Source organism: Microbacterium sp. 05T445, assembly GCF_056395865.1.
In genome coordinates, this window is the sequence record NZ_JBFTKJ010000002.1 from 794,238 (window position 1) to 814,569 (window position 20,332).

Consider the following 20,332-nt stretch of genomic DNA (forward strand, 5'->3'; position numbering starts at 1 on the left):
GTCGACTGCGCGAGGCAGAGGTTGGCCTGCGTTGCGGGTAGACGCGAGGGCGCTGTAGGAATGCCGTGTGGCTCAGAGAACGCCTGAAGAAGATTTGTTGGTCGGCGGCCTCGACGACTGGGCTGACTGTGGATGGGCCATGCAATCCGTGCGCTTGTCCGGCGAGACTGACCTGGCGGCCCTGCGCGAGGCGACTATCGAGCTGATCGACCGAGTGATGAGAGCTGGGCTGATGGTGCCCGGTGACCTCCAAGACGGCGTCCACATCACCTGGGACGGAGACCCGGACGAGTGGACCGCAAGGATCTCTCGCGAGTGGATCATCGAGTGGGGGACGAAAGCGCCCACTCCTGGTGCCATCACGTGGCTGAACAACACAGCGGCGGGCGACGACATCGCGCGAGCCATCCTCGCTCGTGAGGCACCGTGATCGGTCCAGGAACGGTACGCCGAAGACGCACCGGTCGCGGTCCGTCCCGTATCCCGAGTTTCTGGCGACGCCACTTGACCTATTAGCCGCAGGCAAAGCGTCTGAGGAGCTTCTGCTCGGCGGCTGCGTCGCTTGCCGTCAGCAGCGGTGCGCACGTCAAAGCGGTGCAGCGGATGCTCGGACAGGCGTCGGCTGCGATGACGCTCGACGTCTATGCGGACCTTTTCGACGACGATCTGGACGCCGTTGCGGCCGCTCTCGATCGCGCCAAGCGCGCTGCAGGTGTTGTCAAAGTGTTGTCGCGAGAAAGGGATCGAGAGTCCTGAAGACTCTCGATCCCTTGTCCCGACTGGTGCCCCCGACAGGATCCCACCCGCCCCTCCATACGGCGGTGGCGCGCCGCGCGGAGCCTCCAGCGGGCGGGGCCCACGCACAGCCGGCTGCGCCGGCGATTCGATTGCTGTCAACGCCAGAAACGCCGAAGGCCGACCCTTCGGGCCGGCCTTCGGCGTTTGTGCCCCCGACAGGAATCGAACCTGCGACCTTTGGTACCGGAAACCAACGCTCTATCCCCTGAGCTACGGAGGCGTGCCGATCGAGGTTACCATCCCGGCGGGGTCCGCCCTGTCACCTCAGGGCTCGACGGGGTCGTCCTCGTGGGGCGCGTCGGCGACGATCGCGGGCTGCTGCTCGAGGCGCTCGAGAGCGTCGGCGAGGCGTCCTGCGAGGTACGCGTGTCCGTTCGTCGAGGGGTGGTCGCGGCCGATCGGGCCGGTGTCGATCACGTCGAGGTAGTTGGCGTCGGTGATCCACTCCTCGGCGATGGGGGAGATGTACCACCAGCCGCGCGCGCCCGCGAGCTCGCGCAGGTCCGCATCGATGCTCTGCGTCGCCTTCTGCACAGGCAGCACCTGCGGGGAGGGCCCGAGGATCACGATCTCGGCGTCGGGGTAGCGGGCCTCGAGGGCGTCCCAGGCGGCGGTGACGGCATCCCGATACCCGTCGGGATACAGCCGACGGTCGTTGATCGACCCCTCGACGATGATGATGTCGGGTTCCAGCGCCGGGTCGAGGGCGGCGATGCGCTCGCCGTAGGCAGGGCCGTCGAGCCCGGGCTTGAGATAGCCGCTGCCGCGCACGCCGTCGACGATGGTCTCGACGCCGAGGTCGTCGGCGAGCAGGTACGCGAACCCCTGCGTCGGGACGGTCGCGGCCGAGCCGTAGACCCACGAGTCGCCGAACACCAGCACGCGCGTCTCGTCGCCGACCACGAGCGGCGCCGGAGGGACGGATGCCGGAGCCGCCGCCGCGTGCTCGTCGGCGGCGATCGGCGCGACGGTCTCGGGGGCGCCCCAGGGGCGCAGCACGGCCACCGTGCACACCGCGGCCACGGCGAGCGCGGCGCCGATGAGAGGGAGCCCCAGCCGCCGTGCGCGGGAGTGACCGTGCGCGTGCATGTGAAGAGGGTAAGTCACGTCCTGACGTGCTCCGGCCGGCGGCGGCGAACTGGCGAGAATCCGGGGTGGATCCTGAGCTTCGGGAGCGCTTCCAGCGGTCTCGCAGCAACCCTTGTGGAGGCTCGTACGAAGTGGCCGTCGCGGCGTGCGAGGATACTTCGGTGCAACGCCTCGTGACCGCTGAGATGGACCTCGAACTGGGGGCATCCGTCGACCTCATCTTCCAGATCGCCGCCGCCCAGGCGGTGCCGGTCTCGAGCGAGCAGCTGACGTTCACGCAGGGCGATCGCGTGTACACCCCGACCGAGATCGTCGACCAGTCCGGCAGCCGGCTGCACCGCCTCACCGGCGAGCCCGGACGCCTCGAGATCCGCTACCAGGCCACCGTCGACGGCCAGGCCGCGACGAGCCGCACGAGCGACCTGGAAACCATCACCTACCTGCGCCCGAGCCGCTACGCGCAGTCCGACGAGGTCTTCCAGCAGGCACGCCGGCAGTTCAAGGGCCTGTCGGGGCACGAGCTCATCGCCGCGGTGTCGGAGTTCGTCTCGACGAGCACGACCTACACCCCGGGTCTCAGCCACGGCACCGACAGCGCCGTCACCACGCTGATGACCGGCCAGGGCGTGTGCCGCGACTACGCGCACGTCGTCATCGCGCTGCTGCGCGCGATGGACATGCCCGCCCGCTACGCCGCCTGCTATGCGCCGGGCCTGCGGCCGATGGACTTCCACGCCGTCGCCGAGGCCTACTTCGACGGGGCGTGGTACGTCATCGACGCCACCCGGCTCGCCAACCGCAGCGCGCTGGTGCGGATCGCGACGGGGAGGGATGCCGCCGACTGCGCGTTCCTCAGCTACTACGGCGGCTACGTCGGCCTCAAGCGCCTGCGCGTGGACGCGTCCGTCGTTCCCGACGCCGTCACCCTCGACGGGCTGGAGATGCTGCCCGGCATGACCGACGCGGGCCTGCCGGCGTTTGCCGATCCCTCGCTCGACGATTTCGGGGCTCTCGTCCAGATCGCCTGATCGGGCGCGCGAAGGCGGCCGATTAGACTGGGTCGTCTATGGATCCTGAAGCCCTCTCCGCCGCCCTGCTCGCCGTCGTCGCCCCGCTCGCGGAGGCGCGACGACCCGGTGCGGCCGAAGGGCTCACCGCCGCGGACCTGCCGCTGGAGCGGCCCAAGAACCGCGACCACGGCGACTGGTCGTCCAACGCGGCGCTCAAGCTCGCCAAGGCGGTCGGGGCCAACCCGCGCGAGTTCGCCGCCGAGATCGCCGAGGGGCTCGGGCAGGTCGACGGCGTCGCCGAGGTCGAGGTCGCCGGGCCGGGCTTCATCAACATCCGGCTGGATGCCGCTGCCGCCGGCGCGCTGGCCAAGATCGTCGTCGACGCCGGCGCCGCGTTCGGCACCAACCAGTCGCAGCGCGGAAACACCATCAACCTCGAGTTCGTGAGCGCGAACCCGACCGGGCCGATGCACATCGGCCACACCCGGTGGGCGGCCCTGGGCGACTCCATGGCGCGTCTGCTGCTGGCCAGCGGCGCGACGCTCGTGCGCGAGTTCTACGTCAACGACGCCGGCGCCCAGATGGAGCGCTTCGGCCGTTCCGTGCTCGCCGCGGCCAAGGGCGAGCCCACCCCGGAGGACGGCTACCCGGGCTCGTACATCGACGATCTCGCGCAGCGCGTCCTCTCCGCCGTGCCGGAGCTGCTGACGCTCCCCGACGACGAGCAGCTCCTCGTCGCGCGCGACCGCGCATACGAGCTGCAGCTGGGCGACCTCCAGGCGTCGCTGGAGAAGTTCAACGTGCACTTCGACGTCTTCTTCAGCGAGCGGACGCTCCACGCGAAGGGCTCGGACGGCGAGCCGAGCCTCGTCGACGAGGCGGTCGACCGCCTGCGCGAGCAGGGGCACGTCTTCGACGACGAGGGCGCGGTGTGGGTGCGCACCACCGACTTCGGCGACGACAAGGACCGCGTCATCCGCCGCTCCAACGGCGAGTACACGTACTTCGCCGCCGACGCCGCGTACTACCTCAACAAGGGCGACCGCGGCTTCGCGCACAAGATCTACCTCCTGGGCGCCGACCACCACGGCTACGTGCACCGTCTCAAGGCGCTCGCGGGCGCGGCCGGCGACGATCCCGAGAAGGACATCGAGGTGCTCATCGGCCAGCTCGTCTCGGTGAACGGCGCGCGCCTGTCCAAGCGCGCCGGCAACATCATCGAGCTCGACGACCTGCGCGAGTGGCTCGGCACCGATGCGCTGCGCTACTCGCTGGCGCGCTACCCCGCCGATTCCCCGCTGACGCTGGACCCGGAGATCCTCCGCAAGCGCACGAACGACAACCCGGTGTTCTACGTGCAGTACGCCCACGCACGCACGCACAACGTGGCTCGCAACGCGCACGGCTCGGGCGTGGACCGCTCCGAGTTCGCTCCCGAGCTGCTCACGCACGAGACCGAGTCGGCGCTCCTCGGCGCGCTGCAGGAGTTCCCCCGCATCGTGGCGTTCGCCGCCGAGGTGCGTGAGCCGCACCGCGTCGCGCGCTACCTCGAAGAGCTCGCCGGCCTCTACCACCGCTGGTACGACAACTGCCGTGTGATCCCGCTCGGCGACGAGCCGGTCGAGGCCGTGCACCGCACCCGGCTGTGGCTCAACGACGCCACCGGCCAGGTGCTGCGCAACGGACTCGACCTGCTGGGCGTGAGCGCGCCGGAACGGATGTAGCCATGACCGACGCCGCCGACGCCCAGCCGACCCAGCCGCTGCCCGACGGGCTGGTGGCAGCCGAGCCGCCCGCGCCGCGGCGCCGGCGCGTGTGGCCGTGGATCGTGGCCTTCGCGATCGTCGCGGTGCTCGCGGTGGGAGCGTGGTTCGCCGCGGAGGCGATCGCGCGGCAGGTCGTGACCGGTGTCGTGCAGCAGCAGGTCAAGACGCAGCTCTCGCTGCCGGCCGACCAGCAGGTCGACGTCGAGGTGGCCGGGGCCGTCATCCCGCAGCTCATCGGCGGCACGTTCACGCAGCTCACGATCTCGTCCGACGACGTCCCGTTCGACGGCGTCAGCGGCGACGTGACGGTGGTCGCCCACGACGTGGCGATCCGCGGCGACGTGACGCTCGGCGGCGCGACCGCGACGGTGTCGCTCGACGAGGAGCAGCTGCGCCAGCTGCTGTCGACCGTGGAGGGGTTCCCCGCAGGGACCGTGGGCATCGACGATCCGAACGTCACGATGACCGTCGACCTCCAGCTGTTCGGCGTGAACATCCCTGTCGGCGTGGCGCTGACGCCGTCGGCGGCCGCGGGTGAGATCGTGCTGTCGCCGGACTCGCTGCAGCTGGGGGAGTCCGCGGTCACGGCCGACGCGCTGCGCGACCAGTTCGGCGGCCTGGCCGACGCCGTGCTGCGCGACTGGAACGTGTGCATCGCGACGTACCTGCCCGTGGCGGTGACGCTCACCGGGGTCGAGGTCGACGGGGATCACCTCGTCGCGGACTTCGACGTCGACGGCGGCATCGCCTCCGACCCGGCGCTGCGCGAGAAGGGCACCTGCGCCTGATCCGTCGCCGCGCGTCACACGGCGCAGGGGCGGGATGCCGCGTGCCCTAGACTGCTCGTACTGCCCGGCGCGTGACCCCTCCGGCCGCGGCAGCGGGCCGCTCCGGTCGTCCGGACGGCCGCAGCCGACGTCTGCAGACCGCAGCCGGAAGCCAAGCGTCGAAGCTCCCACCGATTGGTCCACTGTGTCCGCCGACTCGCACCACCGCTCCGTCGCTCCCGCCTGGCTCGAGCGTCCCTCCGACGCGAACGGCCTGGCCGAGGCCGTGTGGCCGGGGAGCGCGACGCGCGACCCGGACGGCGTCCTCGAGCTCGGCGGCATCCCGGTGACCGCCCTGCGCGCCCGCTACGGCACGCCGCTGTACGTCCTCGACGAGGACGAGGTGCGTGCGACAGCGCGCCGCACGCTCGACGCGTTCCGCGCGGCCGCAGCGCTGCGGGGGGTCCAGGCGCGCGTGTACTACGCGGGCAAGGCGTTCCTCAGCACCGAGATGGTGCGCTGGGTGAGCGAAGAGGGCCTCGCGGTCGACGTGTGCAGCGGCGGCGAACTCGCCGTCGCCCTCGCCGCGGGCGCCGACCCGGCCCGGCTCGGCTTCCACGGCAACAACAAGTCGGTGGCCGAGCTCGAGCGCGCGGTGGACGTGGGCATCGGCTCGATCGTCATCGACAGCCTCATCGAGATCGAGCGCCTCGGCGCGATCGTCGAGCGCCGTGGCACGACCCAGGCGGTGCTGCTGCGGGTCAACAGCGGCGTGCACGCCGAGACGCACGACTTCCTGGCGACGGCCCACGAGGACCAGAAGTTCGGCTTCACGCTGGCCGACGCGCCCGGAGCGGTCGCGCGGATCCGCGAGCTGGACGGCCTCGAGTTCGTCGGCCTGCACTGCCACATCGGCTCGCAGATCTTCGGAACCGCCGGGTTCGAGGAGTCCGCGGCGCGTCTGGTCGAGCTCCACGCCGAGCTGCGCCGCGGCGGCGAGCTGCCCGTGCTGAACCTCGGCGGCGGATTCGGGATCGCCTACACCTCCGTCGACGACCCCACCCCGATCGAGGCGCTGGCCGCGGGCATCGTGGAATCGGTGGCACGGCAGTGCGAGGTGCGCGGCATCCCGATGCCGAACCTCGCCTTCGAGCCGGGACGTGCCATCGTCGGCCGCGCCGGGGTCACCCTGTACGAGGTCGGCACCACCAAGCCGGTCGCCCTCGACGGCGGCCAGACGCGGCTGTACGTGAGCGTCGACGGCGGCATGAGCGACAACGCCCGGCCTGCGCTGTACGGCGCGCAGTACTCCGCACGCATCGCCTCGCGCACCAGCGACGCCGATCCGGCGCTCTCCCGTGTCGTCGGACGCCATTGCGAGTCGGGCGACATCGTGGTGGATGCCGAGTACCTGCCGTCCGACGTCGCACCGGGGGATCTGCTGGCCGTGCCGGCGACCGGCGCGTACTGCTTCTCGCTGTCGAACAACTACAACTACGTCCCCCGCCCGCCCGTCGTGGCGCTGCGCGGGGGAGAGGCCCGCGTCATCGTGCGCGGCGAGACGATCGACGATCTGCTCGCGCGCGACATGGGCACGGGGATCGCGCCGGATGCCGCGCGTGTCTCCGAGGACGCACTGACGGAAGGGATCGCATGACCGACTACCGCCGACTCCGAGTCGCGCTGCTGGGGGCAGGGGCCGTCGGCTCGCAGGTGGCCGCGCTGCTGCGCCGCCACGCCGACGAGCTCGCCGACCGGGCGGGCGCGCGTCTGGAGCTGGTCGGCATCGCGGTGCGCGATCTCGACGCCAAGCGCGACGTCGACCTGCCGCGGGAGCTGTTCACGACCGACGCGGAGTCGCTCATCGTCGGTTCCGACATCGTCATCGAGCTGATGGGCGGCATCGAGCCGGCACGGGCGTACCTGCTGCACGCGATCAACTCGGGTGCCGACATCGTGACCGCCAACAAGGCGCTGCTCGCGACGCACGGCCCCGAGATCTTCGACGCGGCCGACCAGGTCGGCGCCGAGGTGTACTACGAGGCCGCCGCCGCAGGCGCGATCCCGATCATCCGCCCGCTGCGCGACTCGCTGGCCGGAGACCGCGTGCAGCGGATCATGGGCATCGTCAACGGCACCACCAACTACATCCTCGACCGCATGGACACCGAGGGCGCGGAGTTCGCCGACGTGCTCGCCGACGCACAGCGCCTCGGTTACGCCGAGGCCGACCCGACGGCCGACGTGGAGGGCTTCGACGCCGCGCAGAAGGCCGCGATCCTCGCGAGCCTGGCGTTCCACACGACCGTGCCGCTGGAGGCGGTGCACCGCGAGGGCATCACCGCGATCGACAAATCGATGATGGATGCCGCGCGCCACGCCGGCTACGTCATCAAGCTGCTGGCGGTGTGCGAGCGCCTGACCGACGAGGCCGGGGAGTCCATCTCGGTGCGCGTCTACCCGGCGCTCATCGACCGCGCCCACCCGCTGGCGAGCGTCCACGGCGCCAACAACGCGGTGTTCGTTCAGGCCGAGGCGGCCGGCAACCTGATGTTCTACGGCGCCGGTGCCGGTGGCGTGCAGACGGCCTCCGCGGTCCTGGGCGACGTCGTGTCGGCCGCCCGCCGCCACATCGCCGGCGGTGTCGGCGTCGGAGAGTCGACGCTCGCGAACCTGCCCATCGTGCCGATCGGACGCGTGACCACCCGCTACCAGATCACGCTCGAGGTCGACGACCAGCCCGGCGTGCTCGCCACGGTCGCCGGCATCCTGAGCGAGGGCCGCGTCTCGATCGCGACCGTCGAGCAGACGGTCGTCGAGTCCGGCGACGGCGAGCCGGGCGTGGCGCGACTGGTGATCGGCACGCACAAGGCACTGGAGCACGACCTCAGCGACACCGTGGCACGCCTGGCCGCGAGCGGCGTGGTGGAACGCGTCGTCTCGGTGCTGCGGGTCGAAGGCGCATGAGGATCGAAGGCGAACGAGGGTCTGAAGGAGACTGAGATGGCACATGTTTGGCGCGGAGTCCTCCGCGAGTACGCAGATCGACTGGGTGTCACGGCTGCCTCGACCGTCGTCACCCTCGGCGAGGGCGGCACGCCGCTGCTGCCGGCACCGGCGCTGTCGCGCCGCACCGGCACCGACGTCTGGGTGAAGTTCGAGGGCATGAACCCGACCGGGTCGTTCAAGGACCGCGGCATGACCGTCGCGGTGTCCCGCGCGATCGACCACGGCGCGAAGGCCGTCATCTGCGCATCGACCGGCAACACGTCGGCCTCCGCCGCGGCGTACGCCGCGCACGCGGGCATCACCGCCGCCGTGCTGGTGCCCGAGGGCAAGATCGCGATGGGCAAGCTCAGCCAGGCGGTCGCGCACAACGGCCGACTGATCCAGATCCGCGGCAACTTCGACGACTGCCTCGAGATCGCCCGCGAGCTCGCCGACAACTACCCCGTGCACCTGGTCAACTCGGTCAACCCCGACCGTATCGACGGCCAGAAGACCGCGGCGTACGAGATCGTCGAGCAGCTCGGCGACGCGCCCGACTTCCACTTCATCCCGGTCGGCAACGCGGGCAACTACACCGCCTACACGCGCGGGTACACCGAGGAGGCTGCGGCGAACGTCTCGACCCGCGTGCCCCGTATGTTCGGCTTCCAGGCCGAGGGCTCCGCACCGCTCGTGCGCGGCGAGGTCGTGAAGAACCCGGAGACGGTCGCCAGCGCCATCCGCATCGGCAACCCCGCCTCGTGGGACCTCGCGCTCGAGGCGCGGGCCGCGACCGACGGCTACTTCGGCGCCATCGACGACGACCGGATCCTCGCGGCGCAGAAGCTCCTCGCGGGCGAGGTCGGCATCTTCGTCGAGCCCGCGTCGGCGATCAGCGTCGCCGGCCTGCTCGACCGCGTCGAGGCCGGCGTCGTGCCCCAGGGCGCGCGCGTCGTGCTGACGGTCACCGGGCACGGGCTGAAGGACCCGCACTGGGCCCTGCGCAACGCCGACGGCTCCGAGGTCGAGCCGACCGTGGTCGACGCGACGACGTCGGAGGTGGCGTCCGTTCTCGAGCTCACGCCCGCGGCGGCGACCGCGTGAACGCAGCCGTCGTCCCCGCACCCGGCCGTCGGGTCGTGGTGCGGGTTCCTGCGACGAGCGCGAACCTCGGTCCGGGGTTCGACACGCTCGGCCTCGCGCTGAGCGTCTACGACGAGCTCGACGTCACCGCGCTGCCCGAGGGCGAGCTCGAGATCGAGGTCGAGGGCGCGGGCGCGGCGGACGTGCCGCGCGACGCGTCGCACCTGGTGGTGCGGGCGATCGCGTACGCGTACGAGTCGGTCGGACGGCGGATGCCGGGGCTCCGGCTCCACGCGAAGAACGTGATACCGCACGGCCGCGGCCTCGGGTCGTCTGGCGCGGCGGTCGTGTCGGGCCTGCTCGCCGCGAAGGGTCTGCTCGAGGGCGATGTCGAGTTCGGACCTGACGCCCTGCTGCGCCTGGCCACCGAACTCGAGGGGCACCCCGACAACGTCGCGCCGGCGCTGTTCGGCGGGCTCACGATCGCGTGGGTCGACGAGGGCGGCCCGCAGCACAAGAAGCTGCTCGTGCACCGCGGCGTCTCGCCGCTGGTGTTCGTGCCCGAGTTCACGATGTCGACCTCGCTGGCGCGGAGCCTGCAGCCCACGCAGGTGCCGCGCGAGGACGCCGTGTTCAACGTGTCGCGCTCGGCGCTGCTGATCGCGGCGCTCACTCAGAGCCCCGAACTGCTGCAGGCGGCCACTGAGGACAAGCTGCACCAGAACTACCGTGCGAGCGCCATGCCCGAGACCGATGGCCTCGTGCGTGGGCTGCGTGCGGAGGGCTTCGCGGCCGTTGTGTCGGGGGCGGGTCCGAGCGTGCTCGTGCTCGCCGACGGCCCCGGTCGCCGGCTGGAAGCGGCCGCGCTCGCGGCGGCCGCGACCGACACCCCGTGGGAGGCGCTCATGCTCGCCGTCGACTTCAAGGGTGGTACAGTGAGGGAGTACGCGGAGGGTTCCACGTAAGACGTGAATCTGGCCTCCGTCGCAAATCTGCGAAACCACCGCACGGCATTCTGACCTGCCGACGACCGCTCCGCATCCTCGCGGTCCTTCACCCCGTCGGCGGGTGTTTCGACCGGCCCTCAAGCCGGTCGGACGGGGCTCCTGCCCCCGGATGCATCGTGCGATCGTGCACAACCCATTCGTATTCACAAGGGAGAACTCGTGGAGTCCATCTCCGAGATCCACGCCGACGTTCCGGCCGACGAGCGCGCGGAAGCGCCCGAGGGCACCGAGAACGTCGACGCCGTCCAGGCCGAGGCTGACGCCGAGGCGCAGGAGGCCGTCATCGAGGCCGTCGCCGCAGAGGAGAACGCCGAAGAGGCGGTCGCCGACGCCGCCGCGGCCGACGAGGTCGCGGCCGAGGCGGTCGTCGAGGCCGTCGTCGCGGAAGCGGTCGCAGAAGCTGCGGTCGCCGCCGACGATCAGGCCGCCGACGCCGTCGCCGAGGCGGTCATCGCCGAGGCCGTGGCCGAAGAAGCGGTGGCCGAGGCTGTCGCTGCCGATGCCGCAGCCGACGAGGCCGTCGTCGAGGCCGTCGTCGCCGAGGCCGTGGCGGAAGAAGCCGTCGCCGAGGCGCCTGCAGCGCCGGCGAAGGCGCCGCGCAAGCGCGCACCGCGTCGCGCCAAGAGCGCCGACGCCGCGCCCGTCGAGGCCCCGGCCGCTCCGGCCGAAGAGCCCGCCGTCGAGGCCGCACCGGCCGAGGCCGCACCCGCCGACGCCGCCGCCGAGACCGAGCAGGCGGCATCCGACGCCACCACCGAGGCGCCCGCCGCTGACGCACCGGCCGCAGATGCGCCCGCCGAGTCGGGCGAGACCGCCGAGGGCGAGGGCGCCGAAACGCCCAGCCGCAGCCGCAGCCGCAGCCGTAGCCGCAGCCGCAACCGCAACGCGGCCCAGGGGGGCCAGGCCGCGCAGGGGCAGAACGCCCAGGGCGGTCAGGCGCAGAACGCGCAGCCGGCCGCCGAGCCCGCCAAGGTCGAGGCCTCGGACGACGAGCAGCCCGCGCAGGGCAACGGTCGCGGCCGCCAGCGCAACAAGCGCCGCGGCACCCAGGCCGCCGGTGACGAGTTCGAGACCGAGATCGGCGAGGACGACGTCCTCATCCCTATCGCCGGCATCCTCGACGTGCTCGACAACTACGCGTTCGTCCGCACCTCGGGCTACCTGCCCGGCCCGAGCGACGTCTACGTCTCGCTCGGCCAGGTCAAGAAGTACAACCTGCGCAAGGGCGACGCGGTCGTCGGCGCGATCAAGCAGCCGCGCGAGGGCGAGCAGTCCAGCCGCCAGAAGTACAACGCGCTGGTCAAGGTCGACGCCGTCAACGGCCTGTCGGTCGACGATGCCGCGACGCGTGTCGAGTTCGGCAAGCTCACGCCGCTGTACCCGCAGGAGCGCCTGCGCCTGGAGACCGCGCCCGAGAAGCTGACGCAGCGCATCATCGACCTCGTCGCCCCGATCGGCAAGGGTCAGCGCGGCCTCATCGTCGCGCCCCCCAAGGCCGGCAAGACGATCGTGCTGCAGCAGATCGCCAACGCCATCGCGATCAACAACCCCGAGGTCCACCTCATGGTCGTGCTCGTCGACGAGCGCCCCGAAGAGGTCACCGACATGCAGCGCACGGTCAAGGGCGAGGTCATCGCCTCGACGTTCGACCGTCCCGCCGAGGACCACACCACGGTCGCCGAGCTCGCCATCGAGCGCGCCAAGCGCCTCGTGGAGCTGGGCCGCGACGTCGTCGTGCTCCTGGACTCGATCACCCGTCTCGGTCGCGCCTACAACATCTCGGCGCCGACCTCGGGCCGCGTGCTCACCGGTGGCGTCGACGCGTCGGCGCTGTACCCGCCGAAGCGCTTCTTCGGCGCCGCGCGCAACATCGAGAACGGCGGATCGCTCACGATCCTCGCCACCGCGCTCGTGGAGACCGGCTCCAAGATGGACGACGTCATCTTCGAGGAGTTCAAGGGCACCGGCAACAGCGAGCTGCGCCTGAGCCGTCAGCTCGCCGACAAGCGCATCTTCCCGGCCGTCGACGTCAACGCGTCGAGCACCCGCCGTGAGGAGATGCTGCTCTCGGCCGACGAGGTCAAGATCACCTGGAAGCTGCGCCGTGCGCTGGCGGGCCTGGACCCGCAGCAGGCCCTCGAGGTCGTGCTGGGCAAGCTCAAGGAGACCCAGTCGAACGTCGAGTTCCTGGTGCAGATGCAGAAGTCGATCCCGGCGCCCGCGAACGGGCACGGCGGTGGCCACAGCCACGCGCACGACAACAGCATCCGCTGATCCTCGATGTTCGAGTCCGTACAGGGCCTGATCGACGAGCACCGCGCGGTCCAGGAGGAACTCTCGGACCCCGCGGTGCACGCCGATGCGGCGCGCGCCAAGCGCGTCAACCGGCGCTACGCCGAGCTGTCGAGGATCGTGAAGGCCCACGAGGACTGGGTGGCGGCATCCGATGATCTGGATGCCGCGCGCGAGCTCGCCCGCGAGGACGACGCGTTCGCCGATGAGGTTCCTGAGCTCGAGGAGCGGCTCGCGCAGGCGCAGGAGCGGCTCCGCCGCCTGCTGATCCCGCGCGACCCCGACGACGCGCGCGACGTGATCATGGAGATCAAGCAGGGCGAGGGCGGTGCCGAGTCGGCGCTGTTCGCCGCCGACCTGCTGCGCATGTACCTGCAGTATGCGGCGTCCAAGGGCTGGAAGACCGAGCTCCTCGAGCGCAACGAGTCCGACCTCGGCGGCTACAAGGACGTCCAGGTCGCGATCAAGGGCTCCTCGTCGGACCCGGCGCAGGGCGTCTGGGCCCACCTCAAGTACGAGGGCGGCGTGCACCGCGTGCAGCGTGTGCCGGCGACCGAGTCGCAGGGGCGCATCCACACCTCCACGACCGGCGTGCTGGTGTTCCCGGAGGTCGACGAGCCCGAAGAGATCCACATCGACCCGAACGATCTGAAGATCGACGTCTTCCGCTCGTCGGGACCGGGCGGCCAGTCGGTCAACACCACCGACTCCGCGGTGCGGATCACCCACGTGCCCACCGGCATCGTGGTGTCGATGCAGAACGAGAAGTCGCAGCTGCAGAACCGCGAGGCCGGCATGCGCGTGCTGCGTGCGCGCCTGCTCGCCAAGCAGCAGGAGGAACTCGAGGCGGCGGCATCCGACGCCCGCAGGTCGCAGATCCGCGGCATGGACCGCTCCGAGCGCATCCGCACCTACAACTTCCCCGAGAACCGGATCGCCGACCACCGCACCGGCTACAAGGCGTACAACCTCGACCAGGTGATGGACGGCGCGCTCGAGCCGCTCATCGAGTCGGCGATCACCGCCGACGAGGAGGCACGCCTGGCGGCCCTCGGCGGCGACGCGGCGTGACACACGGCCGGACGCGCACCGATCACGGGATGCCGCGCCGCTAGGCTTCGAGCGTGCTCACGCTCCTGATCCGCGCCCTGATCTTCCTCGTGTCGGCGGCGCTCGGCCTCATCGTCGCCGACCTGATCCTTCCGGGCTTCTACCTGCACTGGAACGACTGGTGGGGGATCGTGCTCGCCGTGGTGATCTTCGCGGTGCTGCAGAGCATCCTGGCGCCGTGGCTGCTGAAGATCACGCGCCGCCACGCCAACGCCCTCATCGGCGGCATCGGCCTGCTGTCGACGTTCGTCGCGCTGCTCATCGCCGTGCTGATCCCTGCGGCCGGCATCGGCATCGACGGCGCCGTCGCGTGGATCATCGGCACGCTCATCGTGTGGCTCGTGACGGCCCTCGCGACCTGGCTGCTGCCGCCGCTGTTCATCAAGAACAAGGTCCAGGACCGCAACGGCTGACGCGCGAGGATAGGGAATCCTCCCGATCCGCACGCGGCGCCTCAGGCGCCAGGCTGGGTGGGATGATGGGCGATATGCAGGTCGGCAGGGTTCCGCTGGTGGGTCGTCAGGCGGACCTCGAAGCGTTGCACGACGAGGTCGCCGCCGTCGGCCCCGCGGGTCGTGCCGTCGTGGTCTCCGGTGACGCCGGCATGGGCAAGACCCGGCTGCTGCGCGATTTCACGGAGAGCCTCGACGGCGCCGTCGTGGTGCGCGGCTCGTGCGTGGACTCGGGGTCGGGCCCGGCACCGCTGACGGCGGTGACCGATCTGCTGCGCGACCTGGTCGACGCGGTCGGGGTCGACGCCGTCCGCGAGGCCGCAGGACCCGGCGCGGATGCGCTCGGCGTGCTCGTCCCCGCGCTGGCCGCGGCACCCGGCGACGCCGAGCGGCTCGCCGACGTCGTCGTGGAGCTGTTCTCGCAGCTGGCGCGGAGCCGGCGCCTGGTCGTCATCGTCGAGGACCTGCACTGGGCCGACGGCACCACGCTCGAGATCGTGTCGCGGCTGGTGCGTCGCGCCGCGGCGGTACCGCTGTTCCTGCTGCTGTCGTACCGCACCGACGACGTGGGGCGCGGGCATCCGCTGCGCCCCGTGCTCACCGAGCTCGAGCGAGGTCGGCTGCTGACCCAGCGCCCGCTGGCGCGGCTCACGCCGGCCGAAGTCGGCGCCCTCGCCAACGGCGTGCACGGCACGGCCCTGGCCGCCGGCGTCCTGCTCGACATCGCGGCGCGCAGCGACGGCATCCCGTTCTATGTGGAGGAGCTCGCGAGCTTCTCGGGGGAGCGGCTGCCCATCTCGCTGCGCGACGTGCTGCTGCTGCGCTACGAGCAGCTGGATGCCGATGCCCAGCGGTTCGCACGGGTGCTGGCCACCGGTGGCGTCGAGGTGCCGCACACGGTGCTGTGCGCCGTGTTCGACGGCGGCGTGGACGCCCTCGAGACCGCGGCGCGCGCCGCGATCGACGCCCAGATCGTCGTGGTGCGCGACGCCACGTACGCGTTCCGGCACGCGCTCATGCAGGAGGCCGTCTACGCCGAGCTGCTGCCGACCGAGCGCACCCGCCTGCACACGGCCTACGCGACGGCGCTGGAGTCCGCGGCGGCGACCCCGCGTGTGCTCGCCGACATCGCGCACCACTGGCGCGCGGCCCACGTACCCGATCGGGCACTGGCAGCCGCGGTGGCCGCGCAGCGGGGCGCGAGTACGGCGTCGGCCTGGTCGACGGCCGCCGAGGCGGGCGAGCGGGCGCTGGAGCTGTGGGATGCCGTTGCGGACCCCGAGACCGTCAGCGGCACCCCGCGGGTCGAGGTGCTGCGCCGGACGGCGGCGGCGCTGGTGTCGGCCAACCGGCAGGAGCGGGCGCTCGCCTTCGCGCGGGAGGCCGCCGAGACGTGGCCGCAGGACGACCCGGCGGGCAGGGCCACGATGCTCGGGGAGCTCGCGACGAGCGAGTTCCACGCCGGAGTGTCGGACGGCGTCGCGACCATCGAGCGGGCGCTGGAGATCCTCGGCGACGATCCGCGTCACGTCGTGCAGCGGGCGGGCCTGATGGCCAATGCCGCGCGCGTGCACATGCTGAACGACCGGCAGCGCGCCGGGCGGGAGCTCGCGATGGCGGCCAAGGCGCTGGCCGAGCCCGCCGCGGCCGACGGCGACCCGGTCGCGGGGGAGCTCGTCGCGCAGGCGCTGCTCATCGCCGCGACGTGCGCCGCCAGCGGCGAGGACCCCGCAGGGGCGGAGCTGTTCGTGCAGGCGCGCCCGTACGCGGAGGGCTACGTCCGGGCGATGATGCGGTACTTCATCAACTACTCCAACGCGCTCATGCTCGTCGCCCGCTACGACGACGCCGTCGCGGTCGCGCGCGAGGGCATCGAGTACGGCAGCGCGCACGTCGCCGACCGCGGTCCGCTCGTGCTCATCGAATCGAACATGATCGAAGCCCTGATGTACGCGGGGCAGTTGCAGCGGGCCGACGAGCTCGGTTCGGCGCTGGTGCCGCTGATCGAGCCGGGGCTGTACTCCGCGTTCCTGCGGGAGCGGCTGGTGTGCCTGGCGATCTGGCGCGGGCACATCGACGACGCGGAGGCCGCGCTGCGGATCGCGCGCCTCGAACTGGACACGTTCGGCGCGTACGAGTTCCAGACGCGGCTCGGCGTGGCGTACGACCTCGGTCTGCTCGCCCTGGCGCGCGGCGATGCGCGCGAGGCCCTCACCCACGCCGCGCTGGCCCTCGACTCGCCCGGCTCGGCCTCGCTCGCACTGGCGCTGACGTCGATCGCCGCCCGCGCGGCGGCGATGCTGCGTGAGCAGGGGGAGGAAGCCGACATCGAGCCGTACCGCGAGGTCGTCGGCCGGTGGGGCGAATGGCCGGTCACGCCGCTGTGGGCCGCGGTGTTCGCCGCCGAGCTCGGCGAAGGATCCTGGGCGGCGGTGGCCGACGCCGCCGGACCGGCGTACGTGCGGGCCTACGCGCAGGTCCGGCTCGGCGAGGAGGTGCTCGCCGCGGGCGACCGGGGCGCAGCGCGCGAGGTGCTCACCGCGGCGGAGCGTGCGGCCGATGCGATCGGTGCCGACGGGCTGGCGGCACGAGCCCGCGCGGTGATGACGGATGCCGGACTGGCCGCCGACCCGTCGCGCTCGGCGCTCACCGCCCGCGAGGAGCAGGTGCTCGAACTCGTGGCCGAGGGGCTGAGCAACGGGCAGATCGCCGCACGCCTGTACATCAGCGTCAAGACGGTCTCGGTGCACGTGTCGGCGATCCTGCGCAAGCTGGATGCGCCCTCGCGCACGGCGGCGGCCGCCATCCATCGCCGCAGCGCCGCGTGACGCGGCATCCGCTCAACTCCTGATGCGGGCGTCAGACGGGGTCGGAACCGGAGAGCGCGCGGAAGCAGCGCACGGCGAGGTCGACCGGCGCGCGTTCGTCGTCGCCGGCGGCCCACGTCTCGAGCGCGATGCGGATCGCGTCGGTCGCCGCGGCGGCCACGAGTCGCAGTGAGAGATCGTCGGCCTCCGGCGCGAGCCGGGCGAGGGTGGGCAGCAGCTGCTGCTCCGATTCGCGGTTCACGCGGTACCAGACGCCGGCGAGGTCGGGATCGTCGGATGCCGCGCGCAGCAGCCCCCGTGTGTACGGGAACGCGTCGTCCTCCTCGGCGTCGGTGAGGGTGGAGCGGATCGCCTCGGCCACGGATTCGCGCAGCGGCGCTCCGTCGGGGGCGCCCGCGAGGTGCGCGCGCCATGCGTCGGCGCCGACGGTGAGCAGGGGAGCGACCGCATCCTCCTTGCTGCGGAAGTAGCGGTAGAACGTGCGCAGCGCGACGCCGGCCGAGGCCGCGATCGCCTCGGTCGTGGTGCCTTGCGCGCCGTGCTCGGTGAACAGTCGCGCCGCCGCGCGCGCGATGTCGAGCTGCGTCGCGGCCTTGCGGCGTTCGGTCAGAGTGGGTGCCCTGTCGTCCACCCTTCGAGCGTAGTCATCCGTGCGCGATCTGCGTTAGTGGCACAGTGTGCCATCTAGGCGTATCGTGTATGGCGTTTTGAAGAACGCCGGACGCACCCGCACCCGGGACCAGAGAGGGAGAGCGATGAATCGCTATGAAGGACGCCGCGTGCTCGTCACCGGCGGTGGATCGGGCATCGGACAGGCGACCGTGCTGCGCATGCTCGCCGAGGGCGGCCGCGTGGTCGCCGCCGACGTCAGCGAGGCGGGCCTGGCCGACACCGTCGCCAAGGCCGGTGCGGACGCCGACCGCCTCGCCACGGTCGTCATGAACATCTCCGACGAGGCGTCGGTGAAGGCGGGAGTGGCCGCGGCGGTCGCGCAGCTCGGCGGGCTCGACGCACTCGTCAACGCCGCCGGCATCCTGCGCTCGTCGCACACGCACGAGACCTCGCTCGAGGCCTTCGAGACCGTGCTGCGCGTGAACCTCGTCGGCACGTTCCTGGTGATCCGCGAGGCGATCCCGGCGCTGCTCGAGGGCGACGGCGCCGCGGTGGTGAACTTCAGCTCCACCTCCGCGATGTTCGCGCACCCGTACATGGCGGCCTACGCCGCCAGCAAGGGCGGCGTGCAGTCCATGACCCACGCGCTGGCCGCCGAGTACGCGAAGCAGGGCATCCGCTTCACGGCCGTACAGCCCGGATCCATCTCGTCGGGCATGACCGACGGCTCCGGCCAGTCCCAGCAGAGCCAGGGCCCCGGGCTCCCCGACGACGCCGACATGATGCTGTTCATGAAGCTGCAGCCCGCGCTCGGCCAGGGCTTCGCCGGTCCCGAGACCGTCGCGTCGGTCGTGGCGATGCTCGCCAGCGACGACGGCAGTTTCATCACCGGCACCGAGGTGCGCATCGACGGCGGCACGCACTTCTGAGCGCGCCGCACGAAGAGCAGAGGGGGACGGATGCCGCGGCATCCGTCCCCCTCTTCGTCATCGTTCAGATGAAGTACTCGGGCGTGCTCAGCAGCGCCCGCGTGTCCTCTCCCACGCGCCGCGCGCGCGGCTTGGCGGGCACACCGACCAGCACGCTGTCGGCAGGCGCGTCCCTGGTGACCACCGCGTTCGCACCGACGACGGAGCCCGCGCCGATCGTGATCGGGCCGAGGATCTTCGCGCCCGCGCCGACGGCGACGCCGTCCTCGACGGTGGGGTGGCGCTTGCCGCCCTCGCGCTGACGACCGCCCAGCGTGACGCCGTGGTAGAGCATGACGTCGTCGCCGACCTCGGCCGTCTCGCCGATCACCACGCCCATGCCGTGGTCGATGAAGAAGCGCCGGCCGATCGTCGCGCCCGGGTGGATCTCGATGCCGGTGAGCCAACGGGTGATCTGCGACCCGGCACGTGCGACGAAGCGGAGGTCGCGCGTCCACAGCGCGTGCCACACCCGGTGCGCCCAGATGGCGTGCAGTCCCGGGTACAGCAGCGCGATCTCGACGCCGCTGCGGGCGGCGGGGTCACGCAGCTTCGCCGCCGCGACGTCCTCACGAAGGCGCGCGAAGAAGCCGATGCGCTCGTCTGTCACTTCGTGCCCTCCTGCGGGTCGCGCAGGTGCTCGTACAGCGCGGTCGACAGGTACCGCTCGCCGGAGTCGGGCACGATCACCACGATCCGCTTTCCGGCGGACTCGGGGCGGGCGGCGACCTCGAGCGCCGCCGACACGGCCGCTCCGGCCGACATGCCGGCGAGGATGCCCTCGCGGGTGGCGAGGTCGCGTGCGACGCGGATCGCGTCGTCGAACTCCGCGTCGAAGACCTCGTCGACGACCGAGCGGTCGAGCACGGCGGGCACGAAGTTGGGGCCGATGCCCTGGATGCGGTGGCCGCCGGCCCGGCCCTCGGTGAGCACGGGGGAGTCCTTCGGCTCGACGAGCACGACCTTGACGTCGGGATTGCGCTGCTTGAGCACCTGGCCGACGCCGGTGATCGTGCCGCCCGTGCCCGACCCGGCGACGAAGACGTCGACGCGGCCGTCGGTGTCGCGCCAGATCTCTTCGGCGGTGGTCCTGCGGTGGATGGCGGCGTTCGCCTCGTGCTCGAACTGCCGCGCGAGCACGGCGCCCGGAGTCTCGGCCGCGATGCGCTGGGCGGTCTCGACGGCCTCGGTCATGCCCTTGTACGGGTCGGTGAGCACGAGCTCGGCACCGTAGGCCTTCAGCAGCGTGCGGCGCTCCTTCGACATCGAGGCGGGCATCGTGAGGATCACGCGGTAGCCGCGCGCCGCGCCGATCAGCGCCAGCGAGATGCCGGTGTTGCCGCTGGTGGACTCGACGATCGTGCCGCCCGGCTTCAGCTCGCCGGCCGCCTCGGCCGCTTCGACGAGCGCGAAGCCCAGGCGGTCCTTGACCGACGAGCCGGGGTTGTAGAACTCGAGCTTGACGAGCACCTCGGCGTCCAGTCCCTCGGTGAGGGCGTTCAGACGCACCAGCGGTGTCTGGCCGAAGGCGGTGGTGATGTCGGAATGGATGCCGGGCACGT

At 71.8% G+C, this 20,332-nt stretch carries 17 protein-coding genes, 1 tRNA gene and 1 pseudogene; 14 read left to right on the forward strand and 5 right to left on the reverse strand.

From position 1 onward, the window contains the following. Nucleotides 1-67 precede the first annotated feature (67 nt). The gene (locus AC1DDU_RS13180; protein ID WP_477434798.1) at nt 68-430 is read left to right on the forward strand and encodes a hypothetical protein; all 363 of its coding nucleotides are present in this window, start codon (nt 68-70) and stop codon (nt 428-430) included. 13 nt (nt 431-443) lie between these two features. Then, a pseudogene (locus AC1DDU_RS13185) lies at nt 444-756 on the forward strand (site-specific integrase); the annotation flags it as partial. 189 nt (nt 757-945) lie between these two features. Here AC1DDU_RS13185 and AC1DDU_RS13190 read toward each other — a convergent pair. Together AC1DDU_RS13190 and AC1DDU_RS13195 are read right to left on the reverse strand one after the other, a co-directional pair. Continuing rightward, nucleotides 946-1,018, reverse strand: a tRNA-Arg gene (locus tag AC1DDU_RS13190). A 44-nt stretch (nt 1,019-1,062) separates the two neighbouring features. Further along, nucleotides 1,063-1,887: an SGNH/GDSL hydrolase family protein gene (locus AC1DDU_RS13195; protein WP_477434800.1), complete on the reverse strand. Its 825-nt coding sequence runs from the start codon at nt 1,885-1,887 to the stop codon at nt 1,063-1,065. A gap of 161 nt (nt 1,888-2,048) precedes the next feature. Between AC1DDU_RS13195 and AC1DDU_RS13200 the strand changes: the two genes are divergently transcribed. From AC1DDU_RS13200 to AC1DDU_RS13250, 11 genes are all read left to right on the forward strand, one after another. Continuing rightward, a complete protein-coding gene (locus tag AC1DDU_RS13200; protein WP_477434802.1) occupies nt 2,049-2,915 on the forward strand; it encodes a transglutaminase-like domain-containing protein in 867 nt (288 codons plus the stop codon). Between the two features lie 38 nt (nt 2,916-2,953). After that, complete coding sequence (locus tag AC1DDU_RS13205; RefSeq protein WP_477434803.1) at nt 2,954-4,621, forward strand: arginine--tRNA ligase; 1,668 nt, start codon at nt 2,954-2,956, stop codon at nt 4,619-4,621. A 2-nt stretch (nt 4,622-4,623) separates the two neighbouring features. After that, nucleotides 4,624-5,451, forward strand: coding sequence for an LmeA family phospholipid-binding protein (locus AC1DDU_RS13210; protein WP_477434805.1), 828 nt, complete (start codon nt 4,624-4,626; stop codon nt 5,449-5,451). Nucleotides 5,452-5,635: 184 nt separating this feature from the next. Continuing rightward, complete coding sequence (gene lysA / locus AC1DDU_RS13215; protein WP_477434807.1) at nt 5,636-7,087, forward strand: diaminopimelate decarboxylase; 1,452 nt, start codon at nt 5,636-5,638, stop codon at nt 7,085-7,087. Further along, nucleotides 7,084-8,397, forward strand: coding sequence for a homoserine dehydrogenase (locus AC1DDU_RS13220; protein WP_477434809.1), 1,314 nt, complete (start codon nt 7,084-7,086; stop codon nt 8,395-8,397). The genes lysA and AC1DDU_RS13220 overlap by 4 nt, the downstream gene beginning before the upstream one ends. 36 nt (nt 8,398-8,433) lie before the next feature. Next, entirely contained in the window at nt 8,434-9,522 is a 1,089-nt protein-coding gene (gene thrC / locus AC1DDU_RS13225) for a threonine synthase (RefSeq protein WP_477434811.1), read from the forward strand. Further along, nucleotides 9,519-10,466, forward strand: coding sequence for a homoserine kinase (thrB, locus tag AC1DDU_RS13230; protein ID WP_477434813.1), 948 nt, complete (start codon nt 9,519-9,521; stop codon nt 10,464-10,466). The genes thrC and thrB overlap by 4 nt, the downstream gene beginning before the upstream one ends. Before the next feature lie 201 nt (nt 10,467-10,667). Continuing rightward, the gene (rho, locus tag AC1DDU_RS13235) at nt 10,668-12,782 is read left to right on the forward strand and encodes a transcription termination factor Rho (RefSeq protein WP_477434815.1); all 2,115 of its coding nucleotides are present in this window, start codon (nt 10,668-10,670) and stop codon (nt 12,780-12,782) included. Nucleotides 12,783-12,788: 6 nt separating this feature from the next. After that, nucleotides 12,789-13,871 (forward strand): peptide chain release factor 1, encoded by a 1,083-nt coding sequence (gene prfA / locus AC1DDU_RS13240; RefSeq protein WP_477434817.1) that lies wholly within the window; start codon nt 12,789-12,791, stop codon nt 13,869-13,871. Between the two features lie 53 nt (nt 13,872-13,924). Continuing rightward, complete coding sequence (locus AC1DDU_RS13245; protein WP_477434818.1) at nt 13,925-14,323, forward strand: hypothetical protein; 399 nt, start codon at nt 13,925-13,927, stop codon at nt 14,321-14,323. 62 nt (nt 14,324-14,385) lie between these two features. Beyond that, nucleotides 14,386-17,190, forward strand: coding sequence for an ATP-binding protein (locus AC1DDU_RS13250; protein ID WP_477434820.1), 2,805 nt, complete (start codon nt 14,386-14,388; stop codon nt 17,188-17,190). Nucleotides 17,191-17,221: 31 nt separating this feature from the next. Here AC1DDU_RS13250 and AC1DDU_RS13255 read toward each other — a convergent pair whose 3' ends face one another. Further along, complete coding sequence (locus AC1DDU_RS13255; protein WP_477434822.1) at nt 17,222-17,821, reverse strand: TetR/AcrR family transcriptional regulator; 600 nt, start codon at nt 17,819-17,821, stop codon at nt 17,222-17,224. Between the two features lie 124 nt (nt 17,822-17,945). Here AC1DDU_RS13255 and AC1DDU_RS13260 point away from each other — a divergent pair, with 124 nt between their 5' ends. Then, nucleotides 17,946-18,731: an SDR family NAD(P)-dependent oxidoreductase gene (locus AC1DDU_RS13260; RefSeq protein WP_477434824.1), complete on the forward strand. Its 786-nt coding sequence runs from the start codon at nt 17,946-17,948 to the stop codon at nt 18,729-18,731. Between the two features lie 64 nt (nt 18,732-18,795). On the opposite strand, the gene epsC is transcribed toward AC1DDU_RS13260, so the two are convergent. Then, nucleotides 18,796-19,380, reverse strand: coding sequence for a serine O-acetyltransferase EpsC (gene epsC / locus AC1DDU_RS13265; RefSeq protein WP_477434826.1), 585 nt, complete (start codon nt 19,378-19,380; stop codon nt 18,796-18,798). After that, on the reverse strand, nt 19,377-20,330 hold the full coding sequence (gene cysK / locus AC1DDU_RS13270) for a cysteine synthase A (RefSeq protein WP_477434828.1): 954 nt from the start codon (nt 20,328-20,330) through the stop codon (nt 19,377-19,379). Before cysK ends, epsC begins: the two co-directional genes overlap by 4 nt. Nucleotides 20,331-20,332: the final 2 nt, after the last annotated feature.